This window comes from Acinetobacter sp. LMB-5 (genome assembly GCF_001541635.1).
Lineage (GTDB): Bacteria > Pseudomonadota > Gammaproteobacteria > Pseudomonadales > Moraxellaceae > Acinetobacter > Acinetobacter pittii.
This window is the reverse complement of the sequence record NZ_LRDR01000016.1, coordinates 44,289-68,128: the sequence shown is the minus strand read 5'-3', so window position 1 is coordinate 68,128 and position 23,840 is coordinate 44,289. Positions and strand designations below refer to the sequence as shown.

At 40.4% G+C, this 23,840-nt stretch carries 19 protein-coding genes; 3 read left to right on the top strand and 16 right to left on the bottom strand.

The window, feature by feature from the left end; genetic code table 11:
* Positions 1-212: 212 nt before the first annotated feature.
* The 6 genes from AW165_RS17295 to AW165_RS17270 form a co-directional block, all read right to left on the bottom strand.
* Complete coding sequence (locus tag AW165_RS17295; protein ID WP_060466554.1) at positions 213-689, bottom strand: hypothetical protein; 477 nt, start codon at positions 687-689, stop codon at positions 213-215.
* 74 nt (positions 690-763) lie between these two features.
* Positions 764-982, bottom strand: coding sequence for a hypothetical protein (locus tag AW165_RS17290; protein WP_060466553.1), 219 nt, complete (start codon positions 980-982; stop codon positions 764-766).
* Between the two features lie 76 nt (positions 983-1,058).
* Entirely contained in the window at positions 1,059-3,665 is a 2,607-nt protein-coding gene (acnD, locus tag AW165_RS17285) for a Fe/S-dependent 2-methylisocitrate dehydratase AcnD (RefSeq protein ID WP_060466552.1), read from the bottom strand.
* On the bottom strand, positions 3,665-4,822 hold the full coding sequence (gene prpC / locus AW165_RS17280; protein ID WP_004795430.1) for a 2-methylcitrate synthase: 1,158 nt from the start codon (positions 4,820-4,822) through the stop codon (positions 3,665-3,667). Before prpC ends, acnD begins: the two co-directional genes overlap by 1 nt.
* Positions 4,823-4,890: 68 nt before the next feature.
* Entirely contained in the window at positions 4,891-5,775 is an 885-nt protein-coding gene (gene prpB, locus AW165_RS17275; RefSeq protein WP_004706036.1) for a methylisocitrate lyase, read from the bottom strand.
* Entirely contained in the window at positions 5,768-6,478 is a 711-nt protein-coding gene (locus tag AW165_RS17270; RefSeq protein WP_001153627.1) for a GntR family transcriptional regulator, read from the bottom strand. The genes prpB and AW165_RS17270 overlap by 8 nt, the downstream gene beginning before the upstream one ends.
* A gap of 45 nt (positions 6,479-6,523) precedes the next feature.
* Between AW165_RS17270 and AW165_RS19505 the strand changes: the two genes are divergently transcribed.
* Both AW165_RS19505 and AW165_RS17265 read left to right on the top strand, forming a co-directional pair.
* Positions 6,524-6,658 (top strand): hypothetical protein, encoded by a 135-nt coding sequence (locus AW165_RS19505; RefSeq protein ID WP_078225513.1) that lies wholly within the window; start codon positions 6,524-6,526, stop codon positions 6,656-6,658.
* A 335-nt stretch (positions 6,659-6,993) separates the two neighbouring features.
* Complete coding sequence (locus AW165_RS17265) at positions 6,994-8,208, top strand: aromatic amino acid transaminase (protein WP_060466551.1); 1,215 nt, start codon at positions 6,994-6,996, stop codon at positions 8,206-8,208.
* Positions 8,209-8,256: 48 nt separating this feature from the next.
* Here the strand turns inward: AW165_RS17265 and dld are convergent, their stop codons facing one another.
* The 4 genes from dld to lldP form a co-directional block, all read right to left on the bottom strand.
* A complete protein-coding gene (gene dld / locus AW165_RS17260) occupies positions 8,257-9,963 on the bottom strand; it encodes a D-lactate dehydrogenase (protein ID WP_060466550.1) in 1,707 nt (568 codons plus the stop codon).
* Positions 9,964-10,346: 383 nt separating this feature from the next.
* Positions 10,347-11,492 carry an FMN-dependent L-lactate dehydrogenase LldD gene (lldD, locus tag AW165_RS17255; RefSeq protein WP_002050500.1) on the bottom strand — a complete coding sequence of 382 codons (1,146 nt, stop codon included), beginning with the start codon at positions 11,490-11,492 and terminating at the stop codon, positions 10,347-10,349.
* Complete coding sequence (gene lldR / locus AW165_RS17250; protein ID WP_060466549.1) at positions 11,489-12,241, bottom strand: transcriptional regulator LldR; 753 nt, start codon at positions 12,239-12,241, stop codon at positions 11,489-11,491. The genes lldD and lldR overlap by 4 nt, the downstream gene beginning before the upstream one ends.
* A 19-nt stretch (positions 12,242-12,260) precedes the next feature.
* Positions 12,261-13,928 carry an L-lactate permease gene (gene lldP, locus AW165_RS17245; RefSeq protein WP_171254258.1) on the bottom strand — a complete coding sequence of 556 codons (1,668 nt, stop codon included), beginning with the start codon at positions 13,926-13,928 and terminating at the stop codon, positions 12,261-12,263.
* A gap of 374 nt (positions 13,929-14,302) precedes the next feature.
* Between lldP and AW165_RS17240 the strand changes: the two genes are divergently transcribed.
* A complete protein-coding gene (locus tag AW165_RS17240; RefSeq protein ID WP_060466547.1) occupies positions 14,303-15,673 on the top strand; it encodes a phosphomannomutase/phosphoglucomutase in 1,371 nt (456 codons plus the stop codon).
* A 41-nt stretch (positions 15,674-15,714) separates the two neighbouring features.
* Here AW165_RS17240 and galE read toward each other — a convergent pair whose 3' ends face one another.
* The 6 genes from galE to AW165_RS17210 form a co-directional block, all read right to left on the bottom strand.
* The gene (gene galE, locus AW165_RS17235) at positions 15,715-16,731 is read right to left on the bottom strand and encodes a UDP-glucose 4-epimerase GalE (protein ID WP_060466546.1); all 1,017 of its coding nucleotides are present in this window, start codon (positions 16,729-16,731) and stop codon (positions 15,715-15,717) included.
* Positions 16,724-18,394 carry a glucose-6-phosphate isomerase gene (gene pgi / locus AW165_RS17230; protein WP_060466545.1) on the bottom strand — a complete coding sequence of 557 codons (1,671 nt, stop codon included), beginning with the start codon at positions 18,392-18,394 and terminating at the stop codon, positions 16,724-16,726. The genes galE and pgi overlap by 8 nt, the downstream gene beginning before the upstream one ends.
* Entirely contained in the window at positions 18,391-19,653 is a 1,263-nt protein-coding gene (locus AW165_RS17225) for a nucleotide sugar dehydrogenase (RefSeq protein ID WP_060466544.1), read from the bottom strand. Before AW165_RS17225 ends, pgi begins: the two co-directional genes overlap by 4 nt.
* 106 nt (positions 19,654-19,759) lie before the next feature.
* Entirely contained in the window at positions 19,760-20,635 is an 876-nt protein-coding gene (galU, locus tag AW165_RS17220) for a UTP--glucose-1-phosphate uridylyltransferase GalU (RefSeq protein ID WP_032053498.1), read from the bottom strand.
* 11 nt (positions 20,636-20,646) lie between these two features.
* Entirely contained in the window at positions 20,647-22,521 is a 1,875-nt protein-coding gene (locus AW165_RS17215; protein ID WP_060466543.1) for a nucleoside-diphosphate sugar epimerase/dehydratase, read from the bottom strand.
* Positions 22,522-22,663: 142 nt separating this feature from the next.
* Positions 22,664-23,839 (bottom strand): DegT/DnrJ/EryC1/StrS family aminotransferase, encoded by a 1,176-nt coding sequence (locus AW165_RS17210; protein ID WP_060466542.1) that lies wholly within the window; start codon positions 23,837-23,839, stop codon positions 22,664-22,666.
* Position 23,840: the final 1 nt, after the last annotated feature.

Below are 23,840 nucleotides of genomic sequence, written 5' to 3'. Positions count from 1 at the left end.
TAGGGATTTTGCGGATTGGCGACTTACAACTTTTTTCCTAATATGAAGTCATACAGGAACAGGATGTTCCGGAACATAAAACAACAATAATAGGTTCATGCATCAGGATCGTGAGATACGACAGGAGTCATATCTAGCAACCAAATACGAAAAAGCTCGACAGGATGTCGGGCTTTTTTTATTTCTCATAAATATTTATTATATTAATAGTTTTACCATATTTTAAGTCCACTATATTGATTAAAAAGAACTAGAGTAAAAAAACCCATCGTAAAAAAGAAACAATAATTATTACAAATAATCTTAAATCCATTTTTCCTGAAATTGAAATACCTATTTTCAATTTCAACCAACTTATTCAAGGCATTATTTTTATCATCTGCTGACAAATCAGTTCGCTCAACTTCATTTTTATAATATAAAAACAAATCCTTAAACGTTTTACCTCCTCCCTCTTCTGATAATTCGCCTGCCTCTTTCCATAACTTAGAAGTTGAAAGATAATAAAAAAAGAAGAGGAGAATTCCTATTAATGCTAATATCTTTATAGATTTTTGCTCATTAGGAATACCTATCCAACCCATTATTGAAAGAAACAACCATATACTATGTTCATTTAACTTTATAAAATAATCATTTACTGCCACATTTAACAATTCAATTTTTTCAAAAATATTTTTATCTAACATACCTAGCCTTAAAAATTAAATTTAATACTAAAAATCTATTACCCTGAATATTTTTATCGAATTCTAGTAATTAATTATTCATATAATGTTTTAGCATATCTCATAATATAAGAATTTAGACCATCGCCATTTCTAGCTAGTCGCTTCATATCTTCAACTCGGCTAGCGCCTGCACTTCGATAACTATAAGTATAAATTTTAAAAGTTCTATCAAACTGCACTCTTATATATGTATCACCAATTTCATACGCATGAATTCCAGAATCACCGTCTAAATCTAAGTATCTTTCCATTCTTATTCTCAACAAAAAAACCCCACATAAATGTAGGGTTTTTTTTAAACAATATCAATAAAGTTTAACTAAAGTATCAAGCCACTTGGCCTTCTAAAAAGTCTTGTGCAAAACGCTGTAATACACCGCCCGCTTCATATACAGAAACTTCTTCTTCTGTATCTAAACGGCAAGTCACTGGCACTTCAAGAATCTCTTCTTTACCATCCGCTGTGGCACGTTCAATCACTAAAGTTAAAGTCGAACGCGGCGCAATATTACCAATTACGCTATAAAGCTCAGTACCATCTAGTTTTAAAGTCTTGCGGTTTACACCCGGTTTAAACTCAAGTGGTAACACGCCCATACCCACCAAGTTAGTACGGTGAATACGTTCAAAACCTTCTGCTACAATCGCTTCAACACCCGCAAGGCGTACACCTTTTGCAGCCCAGTCACGGCTTGAACCCTGACCGTAGTCAGCACCCGCAACAATAATTAATGGCTGTTTACGGTTCATGTAGGTTTCAATTGCTTCCCACATACGCATGACTTCGCCTTCTGGCTCTACACGCGCTTTTGAACCTTGCTTAATGGTGCCGTCTGAACGAACTACCATTTCGTTATAGAGTTTCGGGTTAGCAAATGTTGCACGCTGTGCAGTCAAATGGTCACCACGGTGCGTTGCATATGAGTTGAAGTCTTCTTCTGGTACGCCCATTTTATGAAGGTATTCACCCGCAGCCGAGTCCATCAAAATCGCATTTGAAGGCGACAAGTGGTCGGTAGTGATGTTGTCACCCAAAATTGCAAGTGGACGCATGTTCGCTAAAGTACGTGGTGCAGCCAACGCCCCTTCCCAATATGGCGGACGGCGGATGTAAGTACTTTGTGGACGCCAGTCATAAAGCGGACTTTCAGCTTCTTCCGTTACACCTAAGTCAAACATTGGAATGTAGACTTTACGGAACTGTTCAGGCTTCACAGCTTCTTTAACTAAGGCATCAATTTCAGCGTCAGATGGCCAAATGTCTTTCAGGTAAATCGGGTTACCTTCTTTGTCATGACCTAACGCATCTTTTTCAATATCAAAACGAATCGTGCCCGCAATTGCATACGCTACAACAAGCGGTGGAGATGCCAAGAATGCTTGTTTTGCATATGGATGGATACGGCCATCGAAGTTACGGTTACCAGACAGTACTGCTGTTGCGTACAAGTCACGGTCAATAATTTCTTGTTGAATGGCTGGATCTAACGCACCCGACATACCGTTACACGTCGTACAAGCGTAAGCCACAATACCAAAACCAAGTTGTTCTAAGTCTTTTAGAACACCTGCTTCTTCAAGGTAAAGTGCAGCCGCTTTTGAACCTGGTGCAAATGATGATTTCACCCAAGGTTTACGAACCAAACCAAGTTCATTTGCCTTACGTGCCAACAAACCTGCCGCCACAGTGTTACGCGGGTTAGAAGTATTGGTACATGAAGTAATGGCAGCAATAATAATTGCACCATCTGGCATTAAGCCATCAGAACGGTTCTCAACAACACCCGCGATGCCTTTTTCTTTTAAATCGCTTGTTGAAACACGTGCATGTGGGTTTGATGGACCAGCAATGTTACGCGTTACTTTTGATAGATCAAAACGAAGTACGCGTGGGTACTCTGCTTTGGTCATGTCAGATGCCCAAAGGCCGATTTCTTTTGCGTACTGTTCAACCAATGCCACTTGAGCATCTTCACGGCCTGTTAAGCGTAAGTAGTCGATTGTGTTTTGGTCGATGTAGAACATTGCAGCCGTAGCGCCATATTCTGGTGTCATGTTCGAAATGGTTGCGCGGTCGCCTACAGACATGCTGTCAGCACCTTCACCAAAGAACTCAAGGTAAGCACCCACTACACGCTCTTTACGCAAGAACTCTGTTAGAGCAAGTACGATATCTGTTGCAGTAATGCCTGCCTGACGCTGACCTACAAACTCAACACCAATAATGTCTGGCAGACGCATCCAAGATGCACGGCCCAACATTACGTTTTCAGCTTCTAAACCACCTACACCCACAGAAATCACGCCCAAAGCGTCGGTATGTGGTGTATGTGAGTCTGTACCCACGCAAGTGTCTGGATATGCCACGCCATCACGCGCCTGAATCACTGGAGACATTTTCTCTAGGTTAATCTGGTGCATGATGCCGTTCCCCGCAGGGATTACATCGACATTTTTAAATGCTGTTTTAGTCCACTCAATAAAGTGGAAACGGTCTTCGTTACGACGGTCTTCAACAGCACGGTTTTTTGCAAAAGCGTCTGGGTCAGCACCACCGTATTCCACCGCTAAAGAGTGGTCGACAATGAGCTGTGTTGGTACAACTGGGTTAACTTTAGATGGGTCACCGCCTTTGTCAGCAATCGCATCACGTAAACCTGCAAGGTCAACCAATGCAGTTTGGCCTAGGATGTCATGACACACCACACGCGCAGGGTACCAAGGAAAGTCCAAGTCCTGACGGCGTTCAATTAACTGCGTTAAATAAGCAGTTAAGTTCTCGGCATCGGCACGGCGTACCAATTGCTCTGCGAGTACTTTAGAGGTGTAAGGCAGTTTTTCGTATGCGCCTGGCTGAATATCTTCAACGGCTTGACGCACGTCGTAATATTCAAGCTGGGTACCTGCCAGCGGTTTACGGTATTTTGTGTTCATTAACCACGCTCCGCCAATGGTTTAAATTCGAGGTTTTCAGGGCCTGTGTAGTTCGCGCTTGGACGAATGATTTTGCCGTCTTGGCGTTGTTCGATCACGTGTGCTGACCAGCCTGCTGTACGTGCAATCACGAACAATGGTGTGAACATTGCAGTTGGAACACCCATTAAGTGATAGCTCACCGCACTGAACCAGTCGAGGTTCGGGAACATATTTTTCACTTCTTTCATCACTGCTTCTAAACGCTCAGCGATGAGGTACATTTTGGTGTTCTCTTGTGCTTCTGCTAAGTCGTGCGCAACTTTCTTGATCACTTCGTTACGTGGGTCAGAAACTGTATAGACAGGGTGACCAAAACCGATCACAACTTCTTTATTTTCAACACGCTTACGGATGTCAGCTTCTGCTTCGTCTGCATTGTCGTAACGTTGTTGAATCACGAATGCAACTTCGTTTGCACCACCGTGTTTAGGTCCACGAAGTGCGCCAATACCACCAGTAATTGCCGAGTACATGTCAGAACCTGTACCTGCAACCACACGTGAGGTAAATGTAGATGCGTTGAACTCGTGCTCAGCATACAAAATAAGAGATGTATGCATTGCTTGAATCCATTCTTCAGATGGTTTTTCGCCATGAAGTAAATGTAAGAAATGCGCTGCAATTGAGTCATCATCAGTTTCAACTTCAATACGACGACCGTTGTTGCTGAAGTGATACCAATAAAGCAGCATTGAGCCTAGGCTTGCCATTAATTTGTCAGCAATGTCTTTTGCGCCCGCTTCATTGTGGTCTTCGTGTTCTGGCGTTAAGCAACCAAGAACTGAAACACCTGTACGCATCACATCCATTGGGTGTGCAGACGGAGGAAGTTGTTCAAGTGCAGTTTTAAGTGCTGCTGGTAAGCCACGAAGTGCTTTTAATTTTGCTTTATAGGCTTTGAGTTCAGCTTTGTTTGGTAGTTTGCCATGTACGAGCAAGTGAGCAACTTCTTCAAACTGGCTACCCGCTGCAAGGTCAAGAATGTCATAGCCACGATAGTGCAAGTCGTTACCACTACGTCCTACGGTACACAGTGCTGTGTTGCCTGCAACTTGTCCGCTAAGTGCAACTGATTTTTTTGGTTTGAAGCCTGTTGTTGTTTCATTTGAGCTCATAAGATTGTCCTTTCCTATCTATCTGAATTTATTTATTAAACACGACGGATTCGTACCGTTTTCACTTCTTATTTCTTTTTAGCAAATGCGTTGTCTAAGTAGTCTTCAAACGCGTAGTAATTAATGCGTTCATATAACTCTTTACGCGTTTGCATAATATCAACCACGTTCTTTTGAGTACCTTCTTTACGTAAGGTTTCGTACACAGTTTCGGCTGCCTTGTTCATGGCACGGAAAGCAGAAAGCGGATAAAGCGCAAGGCTTACATCGGCAGATGCTAACTCTTCAGTGGTAAACAGTGGTGTAGACCCAAACTCTGTAATGTTTGCCAAAATTGGTGCACCAGTCTTCTGAGCAAATTGCTTGTACATATCAAGCTCAGTAATTGCTTCAGGGAACAACATGTCTGCACCCGCTTCAATGTAGGCACCCGCACGGTCAATTGCAGCTTGTAAACCATCTACTGCCAATGCATCGGTACGCGCCATAATCACGAAGCTGTCATCACCACGCGCATCAACCGCAGCTTTAATACGGTCAACCATTTCTTCTTGAGTCACAATGGCTTTGTTCGGACGGTGACCACAACGTTTTGCGCCCACTTGGTCTTCGATGTGCATTGCCGCAGCACCAAACTTGATAAGTGCTTTTGTCGTACGGGCAATGTTAAATGCAGAAGCACCAAAACCTGTGTCAGCATCGACTAATAAAGGAAGATCACATACATCGGTAATACGGCGTACGTCTGTCAACACATCATCAAGGTTACTGATTCCCAAATCAGGTAAGCCTAAAGAACCAGCGGCCACACCACCACCTGATAAGTAAATCGCTTTATAACCTGCACGTTTTGCCAAAAGTGCATGATTGGCGTTGATGGTTCCAACCACTTGTAATGGCTTTTCTTGGGCTACTGCATCGCGAAATAGCTGACCTGCGGATTGTTTAGCCATTGTTATGTTCTCCTTGTGCTTGTAGCAGTGTTTGCTCAATAATTTTGTAAGAAGCATTGATATGTCGATGCATGAGCAGCTCGGCAAGTTCACCATCGCCTTCTGCAATTGCATCTAAAATACGGATATGTTCGTCCCAAGCTTTGCTCGGTCGATCGGGTGTGTTTGAAAACTGAATTCGGTACATGCGAATGAGGTGATAAAGCTCATCACATAGCATTTTTTCTAAGGTTTTATTGCCACTACTTTTGATAATGCAGTAGTGAAAATCGTCCTGCCCTTCTTGCAAGTAATATCCCTTACCTGCTTTAAAGTTTTCATCTTCAGCATGCATACGTAAAACATCACGTAGCGCCAAAATTTGCTTTTTATCAATATGCTGTGCAGCAAGTTTGCAAGCCAAACCCTCTAAAGACGCACGAATCTGGTAAAGCTCTTTAAACTGTTGCAGTGAAAGCGAAACCACGCGCGCGCCCACGTGTGCAGTACGCTCAACCAGACGTTGCCCTTCAAGGCGATGAATCGCTTCACGTAAAGGCCCACGGCTAATGCCGTAAGTACGTGCCAGCTCAGGCTCAGAAATCTTGCTACCTGCCGGAATTTGACCCAAAACAATCGCCGTCTGTATTTGTTTAAATACATTCTCGGTCAGTGTTCTTCCCTGACTTTGTAATGGCTCTGGTGCGAAGGTCAAATCTTGCATATTGTCGACAATTTTTAATCAATTATGAGTTTTATAGCGGTATGAATGAAAAAAATCAAGGTGATTGTTGACACTTTACAGAACGCATCAGGTCAAATTTTATCGTTAGACCTGTTATCTCACCTTATATTTAAACCATTAAACCACTTACCAATTAGTATTTATAAAACAGTTATTTAATATTATTTTACCTATAGATTTATGGCACTTTTTTAGCTACTTTTCGACCTCTAATCTTTTGTTTCAAACTTTAGTCTACAACCAATGTATTACAGCAAGATTGTAGACAATCTGCTTGAATGAAAGCATGAGTTAGAAATTAGTTTCTATTTACCGTAATTTCTTTTAAATCTTTTTATCATTTTCATCCAGAAAATATCGATATTAGTGAAATTATCAGGTGCTTCACGGTAGCTTTATTGATACATTATTGAGCATCGACATAGTTGTGGCGTATTTTTCGAGACAGAAAAAACCCAGCACTATGCATATTGTTGAATGAAAGGACTTTTTTGATGTTTCAACATATCCCCCCATACGCAGGCGATCCAATTCTCTCTTTAATGGAACAGTTCAATGCTGATACTCGTTCTGGAAAAGTAAACTTGAGTATTGGTCTTTACTATAACGAAGACAGCATTGTTCCTCAGTTAGAGACCATTCTTGAAGCGCAAAAGCGTATCGAGCCTAAAAACGGTAAAACCAAACTTTATTTGCCAATGGAAGGCTTCAAACCTTACCGTGAAGCAATTCAAGCACTTTTATTTGGTGCAAACAGCCCAGCAGTTAAAGCTGGCCGTGCTGTAACCATCCAAACACTTGGTGGTTCAGGTGCATTGAAAGTTGGTGCGGACTTTTTAAAAACTTATTTCCCAAATTCAGACGTTTGGGTAAGCCAACCAACTTGGGATAACCACGTTGCGATTTTCAATGGCGCTGGCATCAAAACTCATTTCTACCCATATTTCGACAACGAAACGCGTGGTGTAGATTTTGACGGTATGCTTTCTACACTTAAAACTTTGCCTGAGCAAAGCATTGTGTTATTGCACCCATGCTGCCACAACCCAACGGGTGCTGACTTAAACCCAGCTCAATGGGACCAAGTAATTGCAGTATTAAAAGACCGTAACCTTATTCCATTCCTAGATATCGCTTACCAAGGTTTTGGTGACGGTATGGAAGAAGATGCGTATGCAATCCGTGCTTTAGACCAAGCGGGTCTAAACTTCATTGTGAGCAACTCGTTCTCTAAAATCTTCTCTTTATATGGCGAACGTGTTGGCGGCTTAACTTTCGTATGTGACGATGCAGAAGCTGCTCAGTGCACATTCGGTCAGTTAAAAGCGACTGTACGCCGTATTTACTCTAGCCCTCCTACAACAGGTGCTTGGTTAGTTGATGAAGTTTTAAATGACGCTGCACTTAACCAACAATGGCAAGGTGAAGTGAAAGAGATGCGTGAGCGTATTATCAAAATGCGTAGCATCTTGAAAGACGAACTTACTAAAGCATTACCAGACCGTGACTTTAGCTACCTTGTAAACCAAAAAGGTATGTTCAGCTACACAGGTTTAACTGCTGAGCAAGTTGATATCTTGCGTGAAGAATATGCAATCTACTTAGTACGCAGTGGTCGTATTTGTGTAGCAGGTTTAAACATGAACAATGTTTACACTGTTGCTAAAGCAGTTGCAGAAGTACTTGCTAAATCAGTAGAAGCTGCATAAATCATCTATTAAAAAAGGCGCTTCGGCGCCTTTTTTTATGTCTCAATATTAAGATTTAGCCTTGCCCCAATATTTCAGTTTTGAGGTATGGCCAATACCTACATTAAAACTGTTAGTTGGGTCGAGTTTTTGGTAAAAATTGGCCAATGCCGGTTTGGCAATGTAGAGATGCCCAACATTATGCTCTGCCGGATATTCAGCACGGCGTGCATCGAGTAATTTCCACATTTGATGTTCCATTTCTAAAGGGTCATTGCCCTTTTTAAGAATATAGTCCTGATGGAACACATGACAAAAGAAATGCCCATAATAGAGTTTATGGAGAATTTTGTTTTCCATCTCGGCTGGTAATTGCTCTACCCATTCGCGGTCATTACGACGTAACGCAATATCAAGTGCCACAATATCTTCAACTTCACTACGGTGCGTATCTCGATAACGAATTGCTGCCCCTGCAATCGCAAAACGGTGCAAGAACGCCTTTCGACCTTCCTCTTCGCTACATACGAAATAGTGACCTGACTGATGCACTGCAAAATATTCTTTTAAAAACTGCTCGGTTTGTGCTTTTGAATTATTTTCAACACGCAGCACTAAATGGTGCTCATAACGGTCTCGATATTCGGTCATACGCTTCGGCAAATGACTCGGTAAAAAGAAGGTAATCGATTGTAAAATATGATCCGTTAAGCCTTTAATTTTAAATTTTTCTAAAAAGCCATCGACTTTGTCTTTCATGGCAAAGGCTTTTGGAACATTGGCTGTGCCAAATTTTTCAATAAATAAGAACGTGTCTTTTCCGTACTTTTCACCAATTAAATAAGCATCTCGGTGAATATATTCGCCTGCAATCGGTAGACTTGGCAGTGAGGTCAGTAAATAACGGCGAATCGCTGTTAAATCATCAGCATCATTAGTACCAATATAAAAGACATTACTTTCTACTTTTTCATAAGTATCAAGACGTACAGCAAACACACAGACTTTACCTGCCGAACCCGATGCTTCAAACAAACGTGACGGGTCTGCATTAAAACGAGCAGGTGTATCTTCATCAACTTGGGTCACATCGTGGGCATAGCGATGGTCAGACGCCTGTTTTTCACTGTCATCTAAAATATCTATAGCTTGGTATTGTTGCTTCTCTAAACGAGTCAAAATTTCTTCAGGAGTCGAGCCTAAATTCACCCCTAAATGATTCACCAGTTCTAATTGACCAGCAGCATTGACCTGAGCATATAACGCCAGTTCAGTATAAGCCGGGCCACGGCGTACCAGTGCACCACCAGAGTTATTACACACACCGCCAAGTACTGATGCACCAATACAAGATGAACCAATCACCGAATGTGGTTCACGATTATAACCTTTTAAAATTTGTTCTAAATTATCTAAGGTTGCACCTGGTAAACAAATGACTTGCTTGCCGTCATGGATGACTTGAATACCCTTTAATCGGCGAGTACTCATGACTAAAACAGGACGATCATAATCATCGCCATAGGGGGTTGAACCACCAGTGAGTCCTGTATTTGCCGCCTGCATAATCACAATACAGTCTGCGTCAATCGCAGCTTGGAGTACCTGCCATTGCTCTAGCAATGTGCCCGGCACCACCACAGCAAGTACTTTCCCCTCACCAAAACGACGACCTTGTCGGTACTGACGCGTGCTTTGATCATCGGTCAAAACATGCGAACGCCCTACAATATTTTGTAAGCGATCAATCACTGCTTGAGGAGAAAATGTTTGCATGATGGTTTCCTTTTGGTCATCCATACCACATAGTTTTTTAAAAATCAGAAAAGCTCGACGGAGTTTTTCCGTTTAGAACTAATATTTAAAGTAGCTAATTCCATTACTTTTGTTTTGGCATGAGTAGCGACTAAAGCTACGCAAGATCAAAACCATTTCACTTAGCACTAGCAGCTAATCTCTAGGTGTTAGATTTAATTCAAATTGGCTACGCGTTGGCGGCAGGATGCCGCCTGTTGAGCAACTGTACAAGGAAGTACGGTTTGCTCAGCAAAAGATTTTTGGTTACTTTTTTAAAAAAGTAATGTCAATTAGCTACTTCCATTGAACTTTTTCCGATAAGACTCCGTCGTGCCAATATCATCAAAGTTAATACGGAAACGTTAGAGCTTCATCGCCTGTACTAAACAATCCGCATTAATATCCGAAATCGACTTAGCACCCGTTAAGGTCATCGCAACACGCATTTCTTTATCAATTAAATCAAGCAAGTTCGACACCCCTTGCCCACCTGCTGCTGCCAAGGCATAAACAAATGCACGGCCAAGTAAAACCGTATCGGCACCGAGCGCTAACATACGCACCACATCTAAACCATTACGAATGCCTGAGTCAGCCAAAATCGCTAAGTCACCTTTGACGGCATCAGCAATTGCAGGCAACGCACGAGCAGAAGACATCACGCCATCTAACTGACGGCCACCGTGATTCGATACCACAATACCGTCAGCACCAAAACGCACCGCATCTTTGGCATCTTCAGGATCTAAAATGCCCTTAATCACCATTGGGCCATCCCAAAATTCACGAATCCACTCAAGGTCTTTCCATGAAATGGATGGGTCAAAGTTCGAGCCTAACCAACCAATATAGTCTTCAAGCCCAGTCGGCTTACCTAAATATTTAGAGATATTGCCCAAGTCGTGCGGACGACCCATTAAGCCGACATTCCACGACCAATGTGGATGGAACATAGACTGCATATAACGGCGCATCGCAGCATTTGGTCCACTCATACCCGAATGGGCATCACGGTAGCGCGCACCCGGTACAGGCATATCTACAGTAAATACCAGTGTTGAACAACCAGCTGCTTTTGCACGTTCCAAAGCATTACGCATAAAACCACGGTCACGTAATACATAAAGCTGGAACCACATTGGACGGTTAATTGCTGGTGCAACTTCTTCAATCGGACACACCGAAACCGTTGAAAGTGTAAATGGAATGCCCTTTTTATCGGCTGCCATTGCGGCTTGCACTTCACCACGGCGTGCATACATACCTGTTAAACCCACAGGCGCTAATGCAACTGGCATAGACAAGGTTTCGTTAAATAGTTTTGTCTCTAAACTTAACGCTGACATGTCATTGAGCACACGTTGACGCAATGCAATTTCTGACAAATCTTGTACATTACGCTTTAAGGTATATTCTGAATACGCTCCACCATCAATGTAATGAAATAAAAATGGTGGTAAGCGACGTTGTGCCGCAGCACGATAATCATTGCCAGAAGAAATAATCATTTTGAATCAACTCTATTTAAACGGTTTGCACGTTTCTGGCGAGCTTCGTCTTCATCCAGAGAACGTACATGATTAATCACAAATTCAATATGACCGCAGACAGCTTGGCGTGCGGCCTCGGGATCTTTACGATCAATAGCATCCATTACCTGAAAATGCTGCTCGCTCAGCAAGTCACCATTTACGGGGTCGTTATAAACTTTTTTACGTCCTAACAAGACGTTGTATTGCAGCAAATCGAACAGACTACGCATCATTTGGATCAACACAACATTGTGAGATGCTTCAGCAATCGCTAAGTGGAATTCAGCATCGGCCACCGCAGCTTGCGCCGAGTCACCCGCATTTTGATGGCGACTAATTTCATTAAAATAATGATGAATTTTGGCGCGATCTTCAGGCGTTGAGCGTAATGCGGCATACCAAGCAGTGCCACCTTCAAGTAATAACCGCGCCTCTTGCACATCGAAACGGTAGAGCGGATCTTCTTCAATCAGGTTGCTAATCGGGTTCACAATCAGTTGCTGTGGCCACTGTTCAGGTAACTGCTGAATATAGGTCCCATCGCCACGGCGGCTACTGAGCACCCCTTGACTATTGAGCTGTTGAATTGCTTCACGCAAAGACGGACGAGAAACTCCCAAGCTAGTTGCAAGCTGGCGTTCGGCAGGCAAACGGTCACCTTTTTTCATGTGACGTTCTTCAATTAATGCCTGCAATTTCATGGCCACTTGATCGGAGATTCTCATCGCGTTTCCTTCACTGGAGTTATGGAATCATCCACGGAACAAGATAAGCCTGAACCGTAATAATGATGCCAACAAAGACAGTGAATATGATGCTATGTTTTACCGTGAAACGGAACAAGTCAGACTCTTTTCCAACTAAGCCTACTGCGGCACAAGCAATCGCAATCGACTGCGGAGAAATCATCTTCCCTGTTACACCACCGCTGGTATTGGCAGCCACAAGCAATACTTCTGGGATACCAATTTGCTGAGCTGTGGTTGCCTGTAGTGCCGAGAACAAAGCATTTGAAGAGGTATCTGAACCCGTAAGGAATACACCAAGCCAACCCAAAAATGGTGAGAAGAAAGTAAATGCATGACCCGTATGTGATAGAGCCAAAGCTAAAGTTGCAGATAAACCTGAATAGTTCGCAATAAAAGCAAAAGCCAACACCATACCAATTGAATAAATCGGTGTTTTTAACTCATTGAGTGTTTCACCAAAGGTTGTAACTGCCTCACTTGCTTTCATTTTTAAGAAAATAGCAGTGATGATTGCGGCAATAAAAATTGCAGTACCTGTTGCAGAGAACCAGTCAAACTTATAAATCGCTTCGTATGGTTTCATCTCTGCCACAATTGGCGGCATTTTTTCGACCAATTTATGTAAGTACGGTACTTCAAGTTTAAAAATCCAGTGTTCAAGAGCACCATCCTTTGCAAATAATGCTTTAAATGGCTTAATACTCCAGATCGTCACCATGACTGTTAAGATGGCAAATGGAGACCATGCCTTAGCAATTTTTCCAATGCTATAACGTTGAACCGTAGTAGGTTGCTGAGTCAAAGTTTGGCCCGCTTCAGGTTCAAAGCGGAAAATATGTTTTGGTTTCCAAACACGGAACAGTAAAGTTAAGCTCACCAATGATGCAATTGCTGCGGTAATGTCTGGTAACTCAGGACCAATGAAGTTAGATGTAAGATATTGGGCAATCGCAAAAGCACCACCACCGACTAACACTGCAGGCCAAGTTTCTTTAACACCACGCCAGCCATCCATAATCGCCATGATCCAGAACAGCACAATAATGACTAAAAATGGTAACTGACGACCAACCATCTGGCTAATTTCCATGGTGTCTACACCAGAAACCTGCCCCGCCACAATAATTGGAATACCCATTGCACCAAATGCCACTGGCGCCGTATTTACAATTAAACATAAACCAGCAGCGTAAAGTGGCTTAAAGCCTAAACCAACAAGGAGTGCAGCGGTAATCGCAACTGGAGCACCAAAGCCAGCCGCCCCTTCAAGGAAAGTACCAAATGCAAAACCAACCAATAACATTTGCAGACGTTGGTCTTCGGTAATCGACAAAATGCTTGAGCGAATAATCTCAAACTGGCCTGTTTTTACCGAAATCTTGTATAGAAAAACTGCCCCGATAATGATCCATGAAATTGGCCATAGACCGTAGAAGAAACCGTAAATGATTGACGCAAAGGCCATTTGACCCGGCATTTGATAGAAAAATAGCGCAATCAGTAATGCAATGATGACTGTACCTGTACCCGCAATACTGCCTTTTAAACGAAAAACTGCTAATGCTAAAAAGAAGAAAATAATCGGGATTAATGCAACCGCACTGGACAGCCAAATATTATTTAAAGGGTCATAAAGTTGTTGCCACATATTGAGCATTGTCATCTCCTTGAAATGCCGGGGCGAATTTTTGTACCTTAAATTCTTAAACATTTAACACAATTGGTATGACCAATTAAAAATTAAGTGCAAATGTTGTTCCTTAAACCACAGACCGCATCATAAACACAGATGTTGGCAAGATCAATCATTAAATAATCACTATAATTGGTAAGACCAATAGTAATAAGTAAAATCAAGACATTTCAAACTTATGGATTTACTTATTAGACTAAAGTCTTAAAAATACTTTCTTATAAACTTAAATATGACTTACAGAAATAAAGTGAAAAATTTGAATATAAAACAATAAACATAATCATTTATTGATAAATGTATAATAATGCCCAAAACTTAAATCATTTGTATTGAACTAAATAATGACTACTTTAACGTGTTTTAAAGCCTATGATATCCGAGGCAAACTCGGCACCGAATTGAATGAAGAAATCGCCTATAAAATTGGCCGTGCTTACGGACAAATCTATAAACCAAAGACCGTGGTTGTAGGTTGTGATATTCGTCTAAGCAGTGAGTCTTTAAAACAAGCAACTATTCACGGCCTAAATGATGCGGGTGTGAATGTGCTTGATTTGGGCATGACAGGAACTGAAGAAGTTTACTTTGCCGCTTTCCATTTAGATGTACAGGGTGGTATAGAAGTTACTGCTAGTCATAACCCAATGGACTATAACGGTATGAAATTGGTTCGAGAAAATGCTCGTCCAATTAGTGCCGATACAGGTCTAAAAGAAATTCAGGCTTTAGCAGAAAACAATAACTTTGAAGAAGTTAGTCAAAAAGGTACAACGCAAAGCTATAACATTTTGCCTGAGTTCGTTGACCATCTACTGACTTATATTGAACCTGCAAAAATCCGTCCATTAAAGTTAGTGGTAAACGCAGGTAATGGTGCAGCTGGTCACGTAATTGATGCTATTGAAGAAAAATTTAAAGCGCTTAACGTACCTGTTGAATTTATTAAAATTCATCATGAAGCAGATGGTACTTTCCCAAATGGCATCCCTAACCCAATTTTAATTGAAAACCGTGACAGTACCCGAAATGCTGTAATTGGGTATAAAGCCGATATGGGAATTGCATGGGATGGCGATTTTGACCGCTGTTTCTTGTTCGATGAAAAAGGTCAGTTCATTGAAGGCTACTATATTGTTGGTCTATTGGCTCAGGCTTTCTTAATCAAACAGTCTGGTGAGAAAATTGTTCATGACCCACGTTTAGTATGGAATACGTTTGATATCGTCGATGAATACAAAGGCATTGCCGTACAGTCAAAATCTGGACATGCATTCATTAAAGATGTCATGCGTGAACACAATGCCGTATATGGCGGCGAAATGAGTGCCCATCACTATTTCCGTGATTTTGCTTACTGTGACAGCGGCATGATTCCGTGGTTACTCACCGTTGCCCTACTCTCTGAAACAGGGCAATCTCTCTCAACACTTGTTGAAAATATGATTACCAAGTTTCCTTGTAGTGGTGAAATCAACTTTAAAGTAGCTGATACACAAACTACTATTCAAAAGATTTTCGATTTCTATGCCGATCAAAATCCACAAATTGACCGTACCGATGGTGTAAGCCTCGACTTTGGCACATGGCGTTTTAATGTCCGTGCTTCAAATACTGAACCGTTATTACGACTCAACATTGAAAGTCGTGCAGACCGCCAAGCCCAGCCAATGCAACACTATGTAGATGAGTTGACTGGGTTAATTCAAAGCTAATCAGAAATAAAAAAGGAGCAATTTGCTCCTTTTTTATTTACTTAGTTATAGCCATTAGGATTCTGCTTCTGCCAATTCCAGCTATCAGCAAGCATATCTTCTAAACCATATTGCGGCTGCCAACCCAACTCAGTAACTGCACGACGATTGTCTGCAAAAGATGTGGCTACATCTCCAGATCTCCGCGGTGCAAACTCAAAAGCTACAGGCACACTATTAACTTTTTCAAATGTATTTTTAACTTGCAAAACAGATGAACCATTACCCGTACCGATATTCCATGCACGACAACCTGTCGCATCCAATCGGTTATTGAGAGCACATAAGTGCGCATTCGCTAAATCGACCACATGGATATAGTCACGCACACCAGTACCATCCACAGTTTCATAGTCATTACCATAAATGGATAGTTTCTCACGGCGACCAACAGCAACTTGTGTCACATACGGCATTAAATTATTTGGTATACCCTGTGGGTCTTCCCCAATACGTCCACTTTTATGTGCACCGACTGGGTTAAAATAACGAAGTAATGCGATTGACCATTTTGGATTAGATGCGGACAATTTTTGTAATAATTGCTCAACAATCAGTTTAGTATATCCATAGTTATTACTTGGTATACCTGTTGGCATTTCTTCATTTAATGGAGATATATTGGCTTCATCATAAACTGTTGCAGATGAGCTAAATACAAGCGTATAGACACCTGCCTTTTCCATCGATTTAACCAGTTGAACGCTGCCGGCAATATTATTATCAAAATAAATGAGTGGCTTTTCCTGACTTTCACCCACTGCTTTCAAACCTGCGAAGTGAATAACCGCATCAATAGGATGCTCTTGAAATACACGGTCCAACTCATCTGCATTGCGGATGTCACCATGCACAAAAATTAAACTTTTTTGGGCGATATCTTGAACTCTATTTAAAGATTCTTCAGAACTATTTGAAAGATTATCAAAAACGATAACTTCATGACCAGCCTGCAAAAGTTCAACACATGTGTGTGAACCAATATAACCTGCGCCACCAGTGACTAGAATTTTAGCCATCTACTTTTCCTAACAATATTTTAATTAATCCACGTGTTGAAGCGTCAAGTTTTGAAGAATCATTTTGAACGCCACTTAAAATCGGGAGTAACTGATCAGCGATCTGTTTACCCTTTTCAACTCCCCACTGGTCAAATGGATTAATATTCCAAATTACAGATTGAACAAAAACTTTATGTTCATATAAAGCAATTAACATTCCTAAACTATAAGGATTAAGTTCTTTTAATAATAAGGTAGAACTCGGCTGATTACCTTCATATTGCTTATAAATTGGCAGATTTTCTAATTCAGTTGAATCCAAAGCTTCATTACCGAAAGCCAATAAGCGTGATTGCGCCAAGCAATTAGAGAGAGCAAGATGATGTTGCTCAACTAAGGCATCTGCGTTTTCAGCATAGGTAAAGTGGTCTGCATTATAACGTTGAATTGGTGCAATAAAATCACAACTGACTGCTTGGGAGCCTTGATGTAGCAATTGATAGAACGCATGCTGAGCATTTGGACCAACTTCACCCCACACAATTGGGCAAGTATCTAGCTCAACTTTTTGACCATTGCGCTGCACCGACTTGCCATTAGACTCCATCTCTAATTGTTGTAAATAAGCAGCAAAATATTTTAAACGTCCATCATAAGGCAAGACCGCATGAGTCTGAATATTTAAAAAATTATTATTCCAAATTCCTAATAATGCCATTAAAACAGGAATATTTTGATCAAAACTTGTATTTTGAAAATGCTCATCAACGGCGTGAGCCCCTGCTAAAAGTTGCTTAAATCCGTCAACACCAATCGTCAAAGCAATAGGCAAACCAATACAAGACCATAGTGAATAGCGACCACCTACCCAATCCCACAGCAATAATTGATTCTCAGGTGCAATACCCCATTCAGACATTTTGTCAGCTTTTGTGGACACACCAATAAAATGGCTTTTTAATACGCGAGCATGTTTCCCTAATGTCTTTTCTAACCACTGACGTACTGTTTGGGCATTTGATAAGGTATCAATCGTCCCAAAAGATTTTGAAGAAATAATAAATAAAGTAGTTTCTGGGCGAAGTTGATGGAGCAGTTCTGATAGCTGACTACCATCCATCGTTGAGACAAAATGAGTGTTAAGGGGCTTAGCCGTTTTCACCTTAAAATCAGATAACGCATGAGTCACCATTTGTGGTCCTAAATCAGAACCACCCACTCCAATATTGACAACATCTTGGATCACTTCACCAGTAGCACCACGATATTGCCCTGCATGGATTTTTTCCACTAAGGCATACATACGTTCTAACTGACTATGAACCTGTTCTGTTAAATCTGGAAACTTTGAATAGTCAGCTGGTAAACGCAATGCCCAGTGCATTGCTTCACGTTGTTCGGTACAGTTAATTTTATCTTGTGAAAAAAGACGATTAATCCATTGGATTAAATTTTTATTCTTCGCAAGAGCTACTAACTGTTCTAAAATATCCTTAGTTACTCGGTGCTTACTATAATCAAAAAATAATTGATCAAACTTTACTGAGTAATTATGAAAACGATCTGGCTCTAAAGCAAATAACTCTTTGATATGTAATTTTGAGTTTTCTTCACCTAAGGTTTGAAGATGAGCTAGAGGCGAGACTAATTCCTTCGGAAATTGCTCAATTGATTTACTCATAAGCGACCTACTCCTTCATAAGCAAAGCCTTTCGCTTTTACATATGCTGGATCATAAATATTACGTCCATCTAAAATTAACGGATGTTTCATTAACTGTTGTAGTTGCTTAAAGTCAGGGCTCCAATATTGCTTCCATGCCGTGACGAGGCACAATGCATGAGCATCTTGTGCAGCCTCATATTGATCAGTGCATAAAATTAAATCTTCCCGAGGCCCGTAAATTGCAGCTATTTCATCTAAAGCTTGAGGATCGTGCAGGCGCACTATTACGCCTTGTGCCCATAACGCCGCCAATAAAATATGAATCGGTGAGTTATGTATATTTGAAGTATTTTCTTTAAAAGAAGCACCCCAAATCGCAACCGTTTTGCCATTTAAACTACAGTGATAATAATTCCATAATTTACGAAATAAAATTTCTTTTTGCTGTTCATTAATCGCCCAAACCTGTTCTAAAAGACGGCTTTTTGTTCCTGTTTCAGATACGGTGCTCGAAAGGGTTAAAATATCATGCGAAAAATTCTCACCACCAAATCCTACACCAGGCGATAAATATGCAGCACCTATTCGTGTATCAGCAGCAATACCATGCTTTACATTCGCAATATCAATACCTAACTTTTCGGCAACCATAGCTAAGTCATTCATATAACTAATGCGGGTAGCCAACATACCCGAGATACTAAGTTTGGTAAACTCCGCATCTAAAATTGGCATAAATAAATATTGATAACTAAATTGGAAAAAAGGACGCAGTAACTCTTGCATGGTCTCACTTGCATTCCTAGATTCAACACCAACAATGACATGTTTTACATTCAATACACTATTGATAGCATTACCCTCCTGAATCACATCAGGAAAGTAAACCCACTCATCTTTTGGCAAGTGCTGTTTTAATTTTTCTGTACCGTGTAAACCAAAAGTTGAACCATTAATCATTAATCTAGGATGAACAATTGGTCGCTCACTCAGTTTTTGTACGGTTTTTAAAGCAAGTTCCATTTGTGTGGGACTAAAACAAAATAAATATACTTCAATATCTAAAGGGATCTCGGAAAAAGGGCTCTCAATTAAAAAACCTGCTTTTCTTTGTTTATTTAAATAATTATTTACTTCTTGATCTTGATACGTAAGGACAGAAACATCTTCTTCACAACTTACACAGGTACACCAATAAATTTGGTTACCATATTCAGCCAATAATGCCGCCATAACACCGGCATGTAACGTTGTTCCAAATACTGCGATTTTCATTGCACACCTGATTTATAGATTTCTATTCCTTTTCCAGGAAAAGAATATACTGCTCTGCTACCATATTCAGCAGTTTTTACAAATACTTAAGCAGAGCTACAAAACTTTATAGTTTAAGTTCTTGAATCAGATGTTTAAATTCTAATCCCAATTTAGGATGTGCAACACCATAATGCAGTACAGCTTTCAAATAACCAAGTTTACTGCCGCAGTCAAAAGTTTGACCTTGCATCCGATAGGCTTCCACTATGTCTGTACTTTGAAGCATCGCAATAGCATCAGTTAACTGAATTTCATTGCCCGCTCCTTTCGGAGTATTTTCTAGAAGCTGCATAATCTTAGCCGGTAAAATATAACGTCCGACTACAGATAAATTAGAAGGTGCAGAGCCGACAGCAGGCTTTTCGACAATACCCTGCATAACAATACTTTCACCCTCAGCCGGGCTCTGTTTTACATCAACAATCCCATATTGATCTACTAAATGATCGGGTACTGCTTCAACCATGATTTGAGCAGCTTGACTCACTTCATAACGAGAAATCATACGCGATAAATCATTTTGCCCTGAGTTATCTTTAACCAATACATCTGGTAACAACACAGCAAAATCATCTTGCCCAATAATACTTTTTGCGCATAAAACAGCATGCCCCAAACCCAAAGGTTGAGGCTGTCTTACACTCACTACACTTACATGAGGTGGGATAATTTGAGTAATCTCATCAAGCAGATCAAACTTTTTCTTCTGCTCTAAAGTCGTTTCAAGTTCAAAGTTTCGATCAAAATAATTTTCAATTGATGCTTTAGATGAGTGCGTTACCAGAATAATTTGCTCAATTCCTGCTTCTACAGCTTCACGCACTACATATTCAATCGCAGGACGATCAACTACTGTGACCATTTCTTTAGGAATTGACTTACTTGCCGGTAAAAAACGTGTACCTAATCCAGCTACAGGTAAAACTGCCTTTTTAATCACACATTCACTCTCTAATTAACCATAATATCTTTACTACGTTTATAACCATCAACATAGTGTTCAAGTTGACATAGCGCCCAATCAATATCTTGCTGGACAGCAGTCATATTATTCACTCGATCAAAGACTTCTTGAATTTCTGTAAGAGGGTAGAATTTTTCAAATGATCGAAGAATCCTACTATGCTCGGTATATTCAGTATTCTCTTGATCAATTAACAATTCTTCATAAAGTTTCTCACCTGGGCGTAATCCACTATATTGAATTTCGATATCCCCTTGCATTGAATCTTGTTCACGCACGGTTAAGCCACTTAAAGAAATCATTTGTCGAGCTAAATCCTGAATACGGACAGGTTCACCCATATCAAGTAAAAATACATCACCACCTCTCCCTAGAGCACCAGCTTGAATAACTAACTGAGATGCTTCAGGAATAGTCATGAAGTAGCGTGTGACTTCTGGATGAGTCACAGTGATTGGACCACCTTTGGCAATTTGTTGTTTAAATAAAGGTACTACTGAGCCAGAAGACCCTAATACATTACCAAAACGCACGATACTAATTTGAGTCTGTTTTTGAGCTTCAGCCATGGCTTGGCAGTAAAGCTCTGCCATACGTTTTGATGCACCCATGACATTAGTAGGACGTACTGCTTTATCGGTCGAGATGAGAACGAATGTCTCCACACCTTTTTTCACAGCTGCATTTAGACTATTCGCAGTACCAATCGCGTTGTTCTTTAATCCTGCTATTGGATTACACTCAACTAAAGGTACATGTTTATAGGCAGCAGCATGGTAAACAGTCTGAACGCCATATTGCTCGATAATACGTTCTAATTTCTGTTGATCTTGCACTGTACCTAAAATAGGCACAATTTCACATTGAGCCGCTAGACGTAATTCTTTATCTATACTATAAAGCGCAAACTCTGTAATTTCATAAATAATCAACATTTTAGGCTGATTTTTAATTATTTGACGGCATAACTCAGAACCAATAGAACCACCCGCACCAGTGACCATAACAATCTTATTATGGATATTTTTTGCAAGTAAATGATCTACAGGAGGTACAGGGTCACGTCCCAGTAAATCAATAATGTCTACTTCACGAATATCTGCAACTTTGAGCTCACCATCAACAAGTTGTGTAAGACCAGGAAGCTCAGTAATTTTGAGATGTGCAGGTTCTAGCTGTTGAATAATTTCACTTTTACGCACACGACCTACTGAAGGTAATGCTAGCAAAATTTCATCAGTTTTATACTTTTCAAAACGTTGTAAAGCTTTTTCTAAAGATAGTACTTTTAAACCACCAACCATATGGTCTTGTAAAGATGGATTATCATCAATGAAAAAAACGGGTAAATGATTACCTGAACGATAAAGCACAGCTGCAATTTGCTGCCCTGCATCACCAGCACCGTAAATCGCAATTCGCTTACGCTCTTCACCAGTCTGTAACGTAGCTTTTACGATAAAACGAATAAATGCACGACTACACCACACCCAACTAAACATTAAGAAGCCGAACATTAATGGAATTGAAGTCGGAACAAATGCAGGTGAAAAAGCATTCATGCCATATAAAACAATGACCATTAACGTAACCGCAATTGCTAATTTAGCAATAAAGGCTTCATTAAAAGTACGAACAATAAAGCGATAAACTCCAGTTAGCATTAAGCTTAAGATGGCTAAAATTGTAACAAATGCCACACCATAGTTAATGCCTGGAATAACTTCAGCACCTAAATCAAATAATCGAATGGCATAACATAGCCACAAAATAACAGGAAAAGCGAATAGGTCGATAAGAACCAAAAAACATTGTTTTGTAAGCCGAGGAGCTGACGCAAACTGATAAATAATCTTTTTCACAATACTCTTCTAATCGTTCTAGTAACCGTGCGATATTTATACTCATTTCTTATATAAGTAGAAATAAAATTTACGCAGCGGTTACATAACTTTAAGTCAGATCATAATTTAAAAGAAAGCTATGAGAATAGCTTCACATTTCTTATGATTGTAAAGCTCTATTAACAGTATTAATTGCACGAATCGTTTTTTCTATACTTTCTTGACTCAAAGTCGGATGAACCAAGAACATTAAACTGGTTTCACCTAATTTCTGTGCATTTTCTAGACGCTTTTCTGGACGCCATGGTGTACCATCAAATGCATGCTCTAAATAAACTTCAGAACAAGACCCACTAAAACAAGGCACTTCCTGAGAGTTAATTTCTTGCATAATACGATCTCGTGACCAACCATCTGGCAAGGCTTCTAAATTCACTTGGACATAGCATTTATAATATGCATGGACATAATCTACAGAGGGAGTATGAACACTAAAGAAAGGAGAGCCGTCAAAGGCTTTTAAAATCTTTTCTGCATTTTCAGTACGTTTTTTAGTCCACTCAGCCATACGAGTTAACTGAATTCGACCAATCACTGCTTGCATTTCCATCATACGCCAGTTAGTTCCGAATGAGTCATGTAACCAACGGAAACCTGGTGGGTGCTGTTTATTATAAATACTGTCGTAACTTTTACCATGATCTTTATAAGACCACATTTTTTTCCAAAGCGTTTCATCATTCGTGGTGACCATACCGCCCTCACCACCAGTTGTCATAATTTTGTCTTGGCAAAATGACCATGCCGCAATATGACCGATAGAACCTGCTGCTTTACCTTTATATTTTGCTCCATGAGCTTGGGCGCAGTCTTCAATAACATATATACCACGCTCAGCAGCAAGTTGCATAATCGGATCCATATCACACATCCAACCAGCTAAATGTACACAAATAATGGCTTTAGTATTTGGTGTAAGTACAGCCTCAATAGTACGACGTGAAATATTTTGAGAATCTAATTCTACATCTGCAAAAACAGGATTAGCGCCAGCTGTTACAATCGAACTTGCTGAAGCTAAAAAAGTACGAGATGTCACAATAACATCATCACCCGCACCAATATCTAAGGCTTTTAATGCGACATCTAGAGCCACGGTACCATTTGCTAAAGCAACCGCATATTTTGTATCAGAAAACTCAGCGAATTCTTTTTCAAAAATTCTACATTCTTGACCGGTCCAATAATTTACTTTATTTGATAGTAATACATTTTTGACTGCGTCAGCTTCTTCTGTTGTAAAACTTGGCCATGGTTCAAATGCAGTGTTTAACATT

What these genes read in the sequence shown, in the direction of transcription:
- AW165_RS17295 (WP_060466554.1), bottom strand. Translation starts at nt 689, where the DNA reads ATGTTAGATAAAAATATTTTTGAAAAAATTGAATTGTTAAATGTGGCA.
- AW165_RS17290 (WP_060466553.1), bottom strand. Translation starts at nt 982, where the DNA reads ATGGAAAGATACTTAGATTTAGACGGTGATTCTGGAATTCATGCGTAT.
- acnD (WP_060466552.1), bottom strand. Translation starts at nt 3,665, where the DNA reads ATGAACACAAAATACCGTAAACCGCTGGCAGGTACCCAGCTTGAATAT.
- prpC (WP_004795430.1), bottom strand. Translation starts at nt 4,822, where the DNA reads ATGAGCTCAAATGAAACAACAACAGGCTTCAAACCAAAAAAATCAGTT.
- prpB (WP_004706036.1), bottom strand. Translation starts at nt 5,775, where the DNA reads ATGGCTAAACAATCCGCAGGTCAGCTATTTCGCGATGCAGTAGCCCAA.
- AW165_RS17270 (WP_001153627.1), bottom strand. Translation starts at nt 6,478, where the DNA reads ATGCAAGATTTGACCTTCGCACCAGAGCCATTACAAAGTCAGGGAAGA.
- AW165_RS19505 (WP_078225513.1), top strand. Translation starts at nt 6,524, where the DNA reads ATGAAAAAAATCAAGGTGATTGTTGACACTTTACAGAACGCATCAGGT.
- AW165_RS17265 (WP_060466551.1), top strand. Translation starts at nt 6,994, where the DNA reads ATGTTTCAACATATCCCCCCATACGCAGGCGATCCAATTCTCTCTTTA.
- dld (WP_060466550.1), bottom strand. Translation starts at nt 9,963, where the DNA reads ATGCAAACATTTTCTCCTCAAGCAGTGATTGATCGCTTACAAAATATT.
- lldD (WP_002050500.1), bottom strand. Translation starts at nt 11,492, where the DNA reads ATGATTATTTCTTCTGGCAATGATTATCGTGCTGCGGCACAACGTCGC.
- lldR (WP_060466549.1), bottom strand. Translation starts at nt 12,241, where the DNA reads ATGAGAATCTCCGATCAAGTGGCCATGAAATTGCAGGCATTAATTGAA.
- lldP (WP_171254258.1), bottom strand. Translation starts at nt 13,928, where the DNA reads ATGACAATGCTCAATATGTGGCAACAACTTTATGACCCTTTAAATAAT.
- AW165_RS17240 (WP_060466547.1), top strand. Translation starts at nt 14,303, where the DNA reads ATGACTACTTTAACGTGTTTTAAAGCCTATGATATCCGAGGCAAACTC.
- galE (WP_060466546.1), bottom strand. Translation starts at nt 16,731, where the DNA reads ATGGCTAAAATTCTAGTCACTGGTGGCGCAGGTTATATTGGTTCACAC.
- pgi (WP_060466545.1), bottom strand. Translation starts at nt 18,394, where the DNA reads ATGAGTAAATCAATTGAGCAATTTCCGAAGGAATTAGTCTCGCCTCTA.
- AW165_RS17225 (WP_060466544.1), bottom strand. Translation starts at nt 19,653, where the DNA reads ATGAAAATCGCAGTATTTGGAACAACGTTACATGCCGGTGTTATGGCG.
- AW165_RS17210 (WP_060466542.1), bottom strand. Translation starts at nt 23,839, where the DNA reads ATGTTAAACACTGCATTTGAACCATGGCCAAGTTTTACAACAGAAGAA.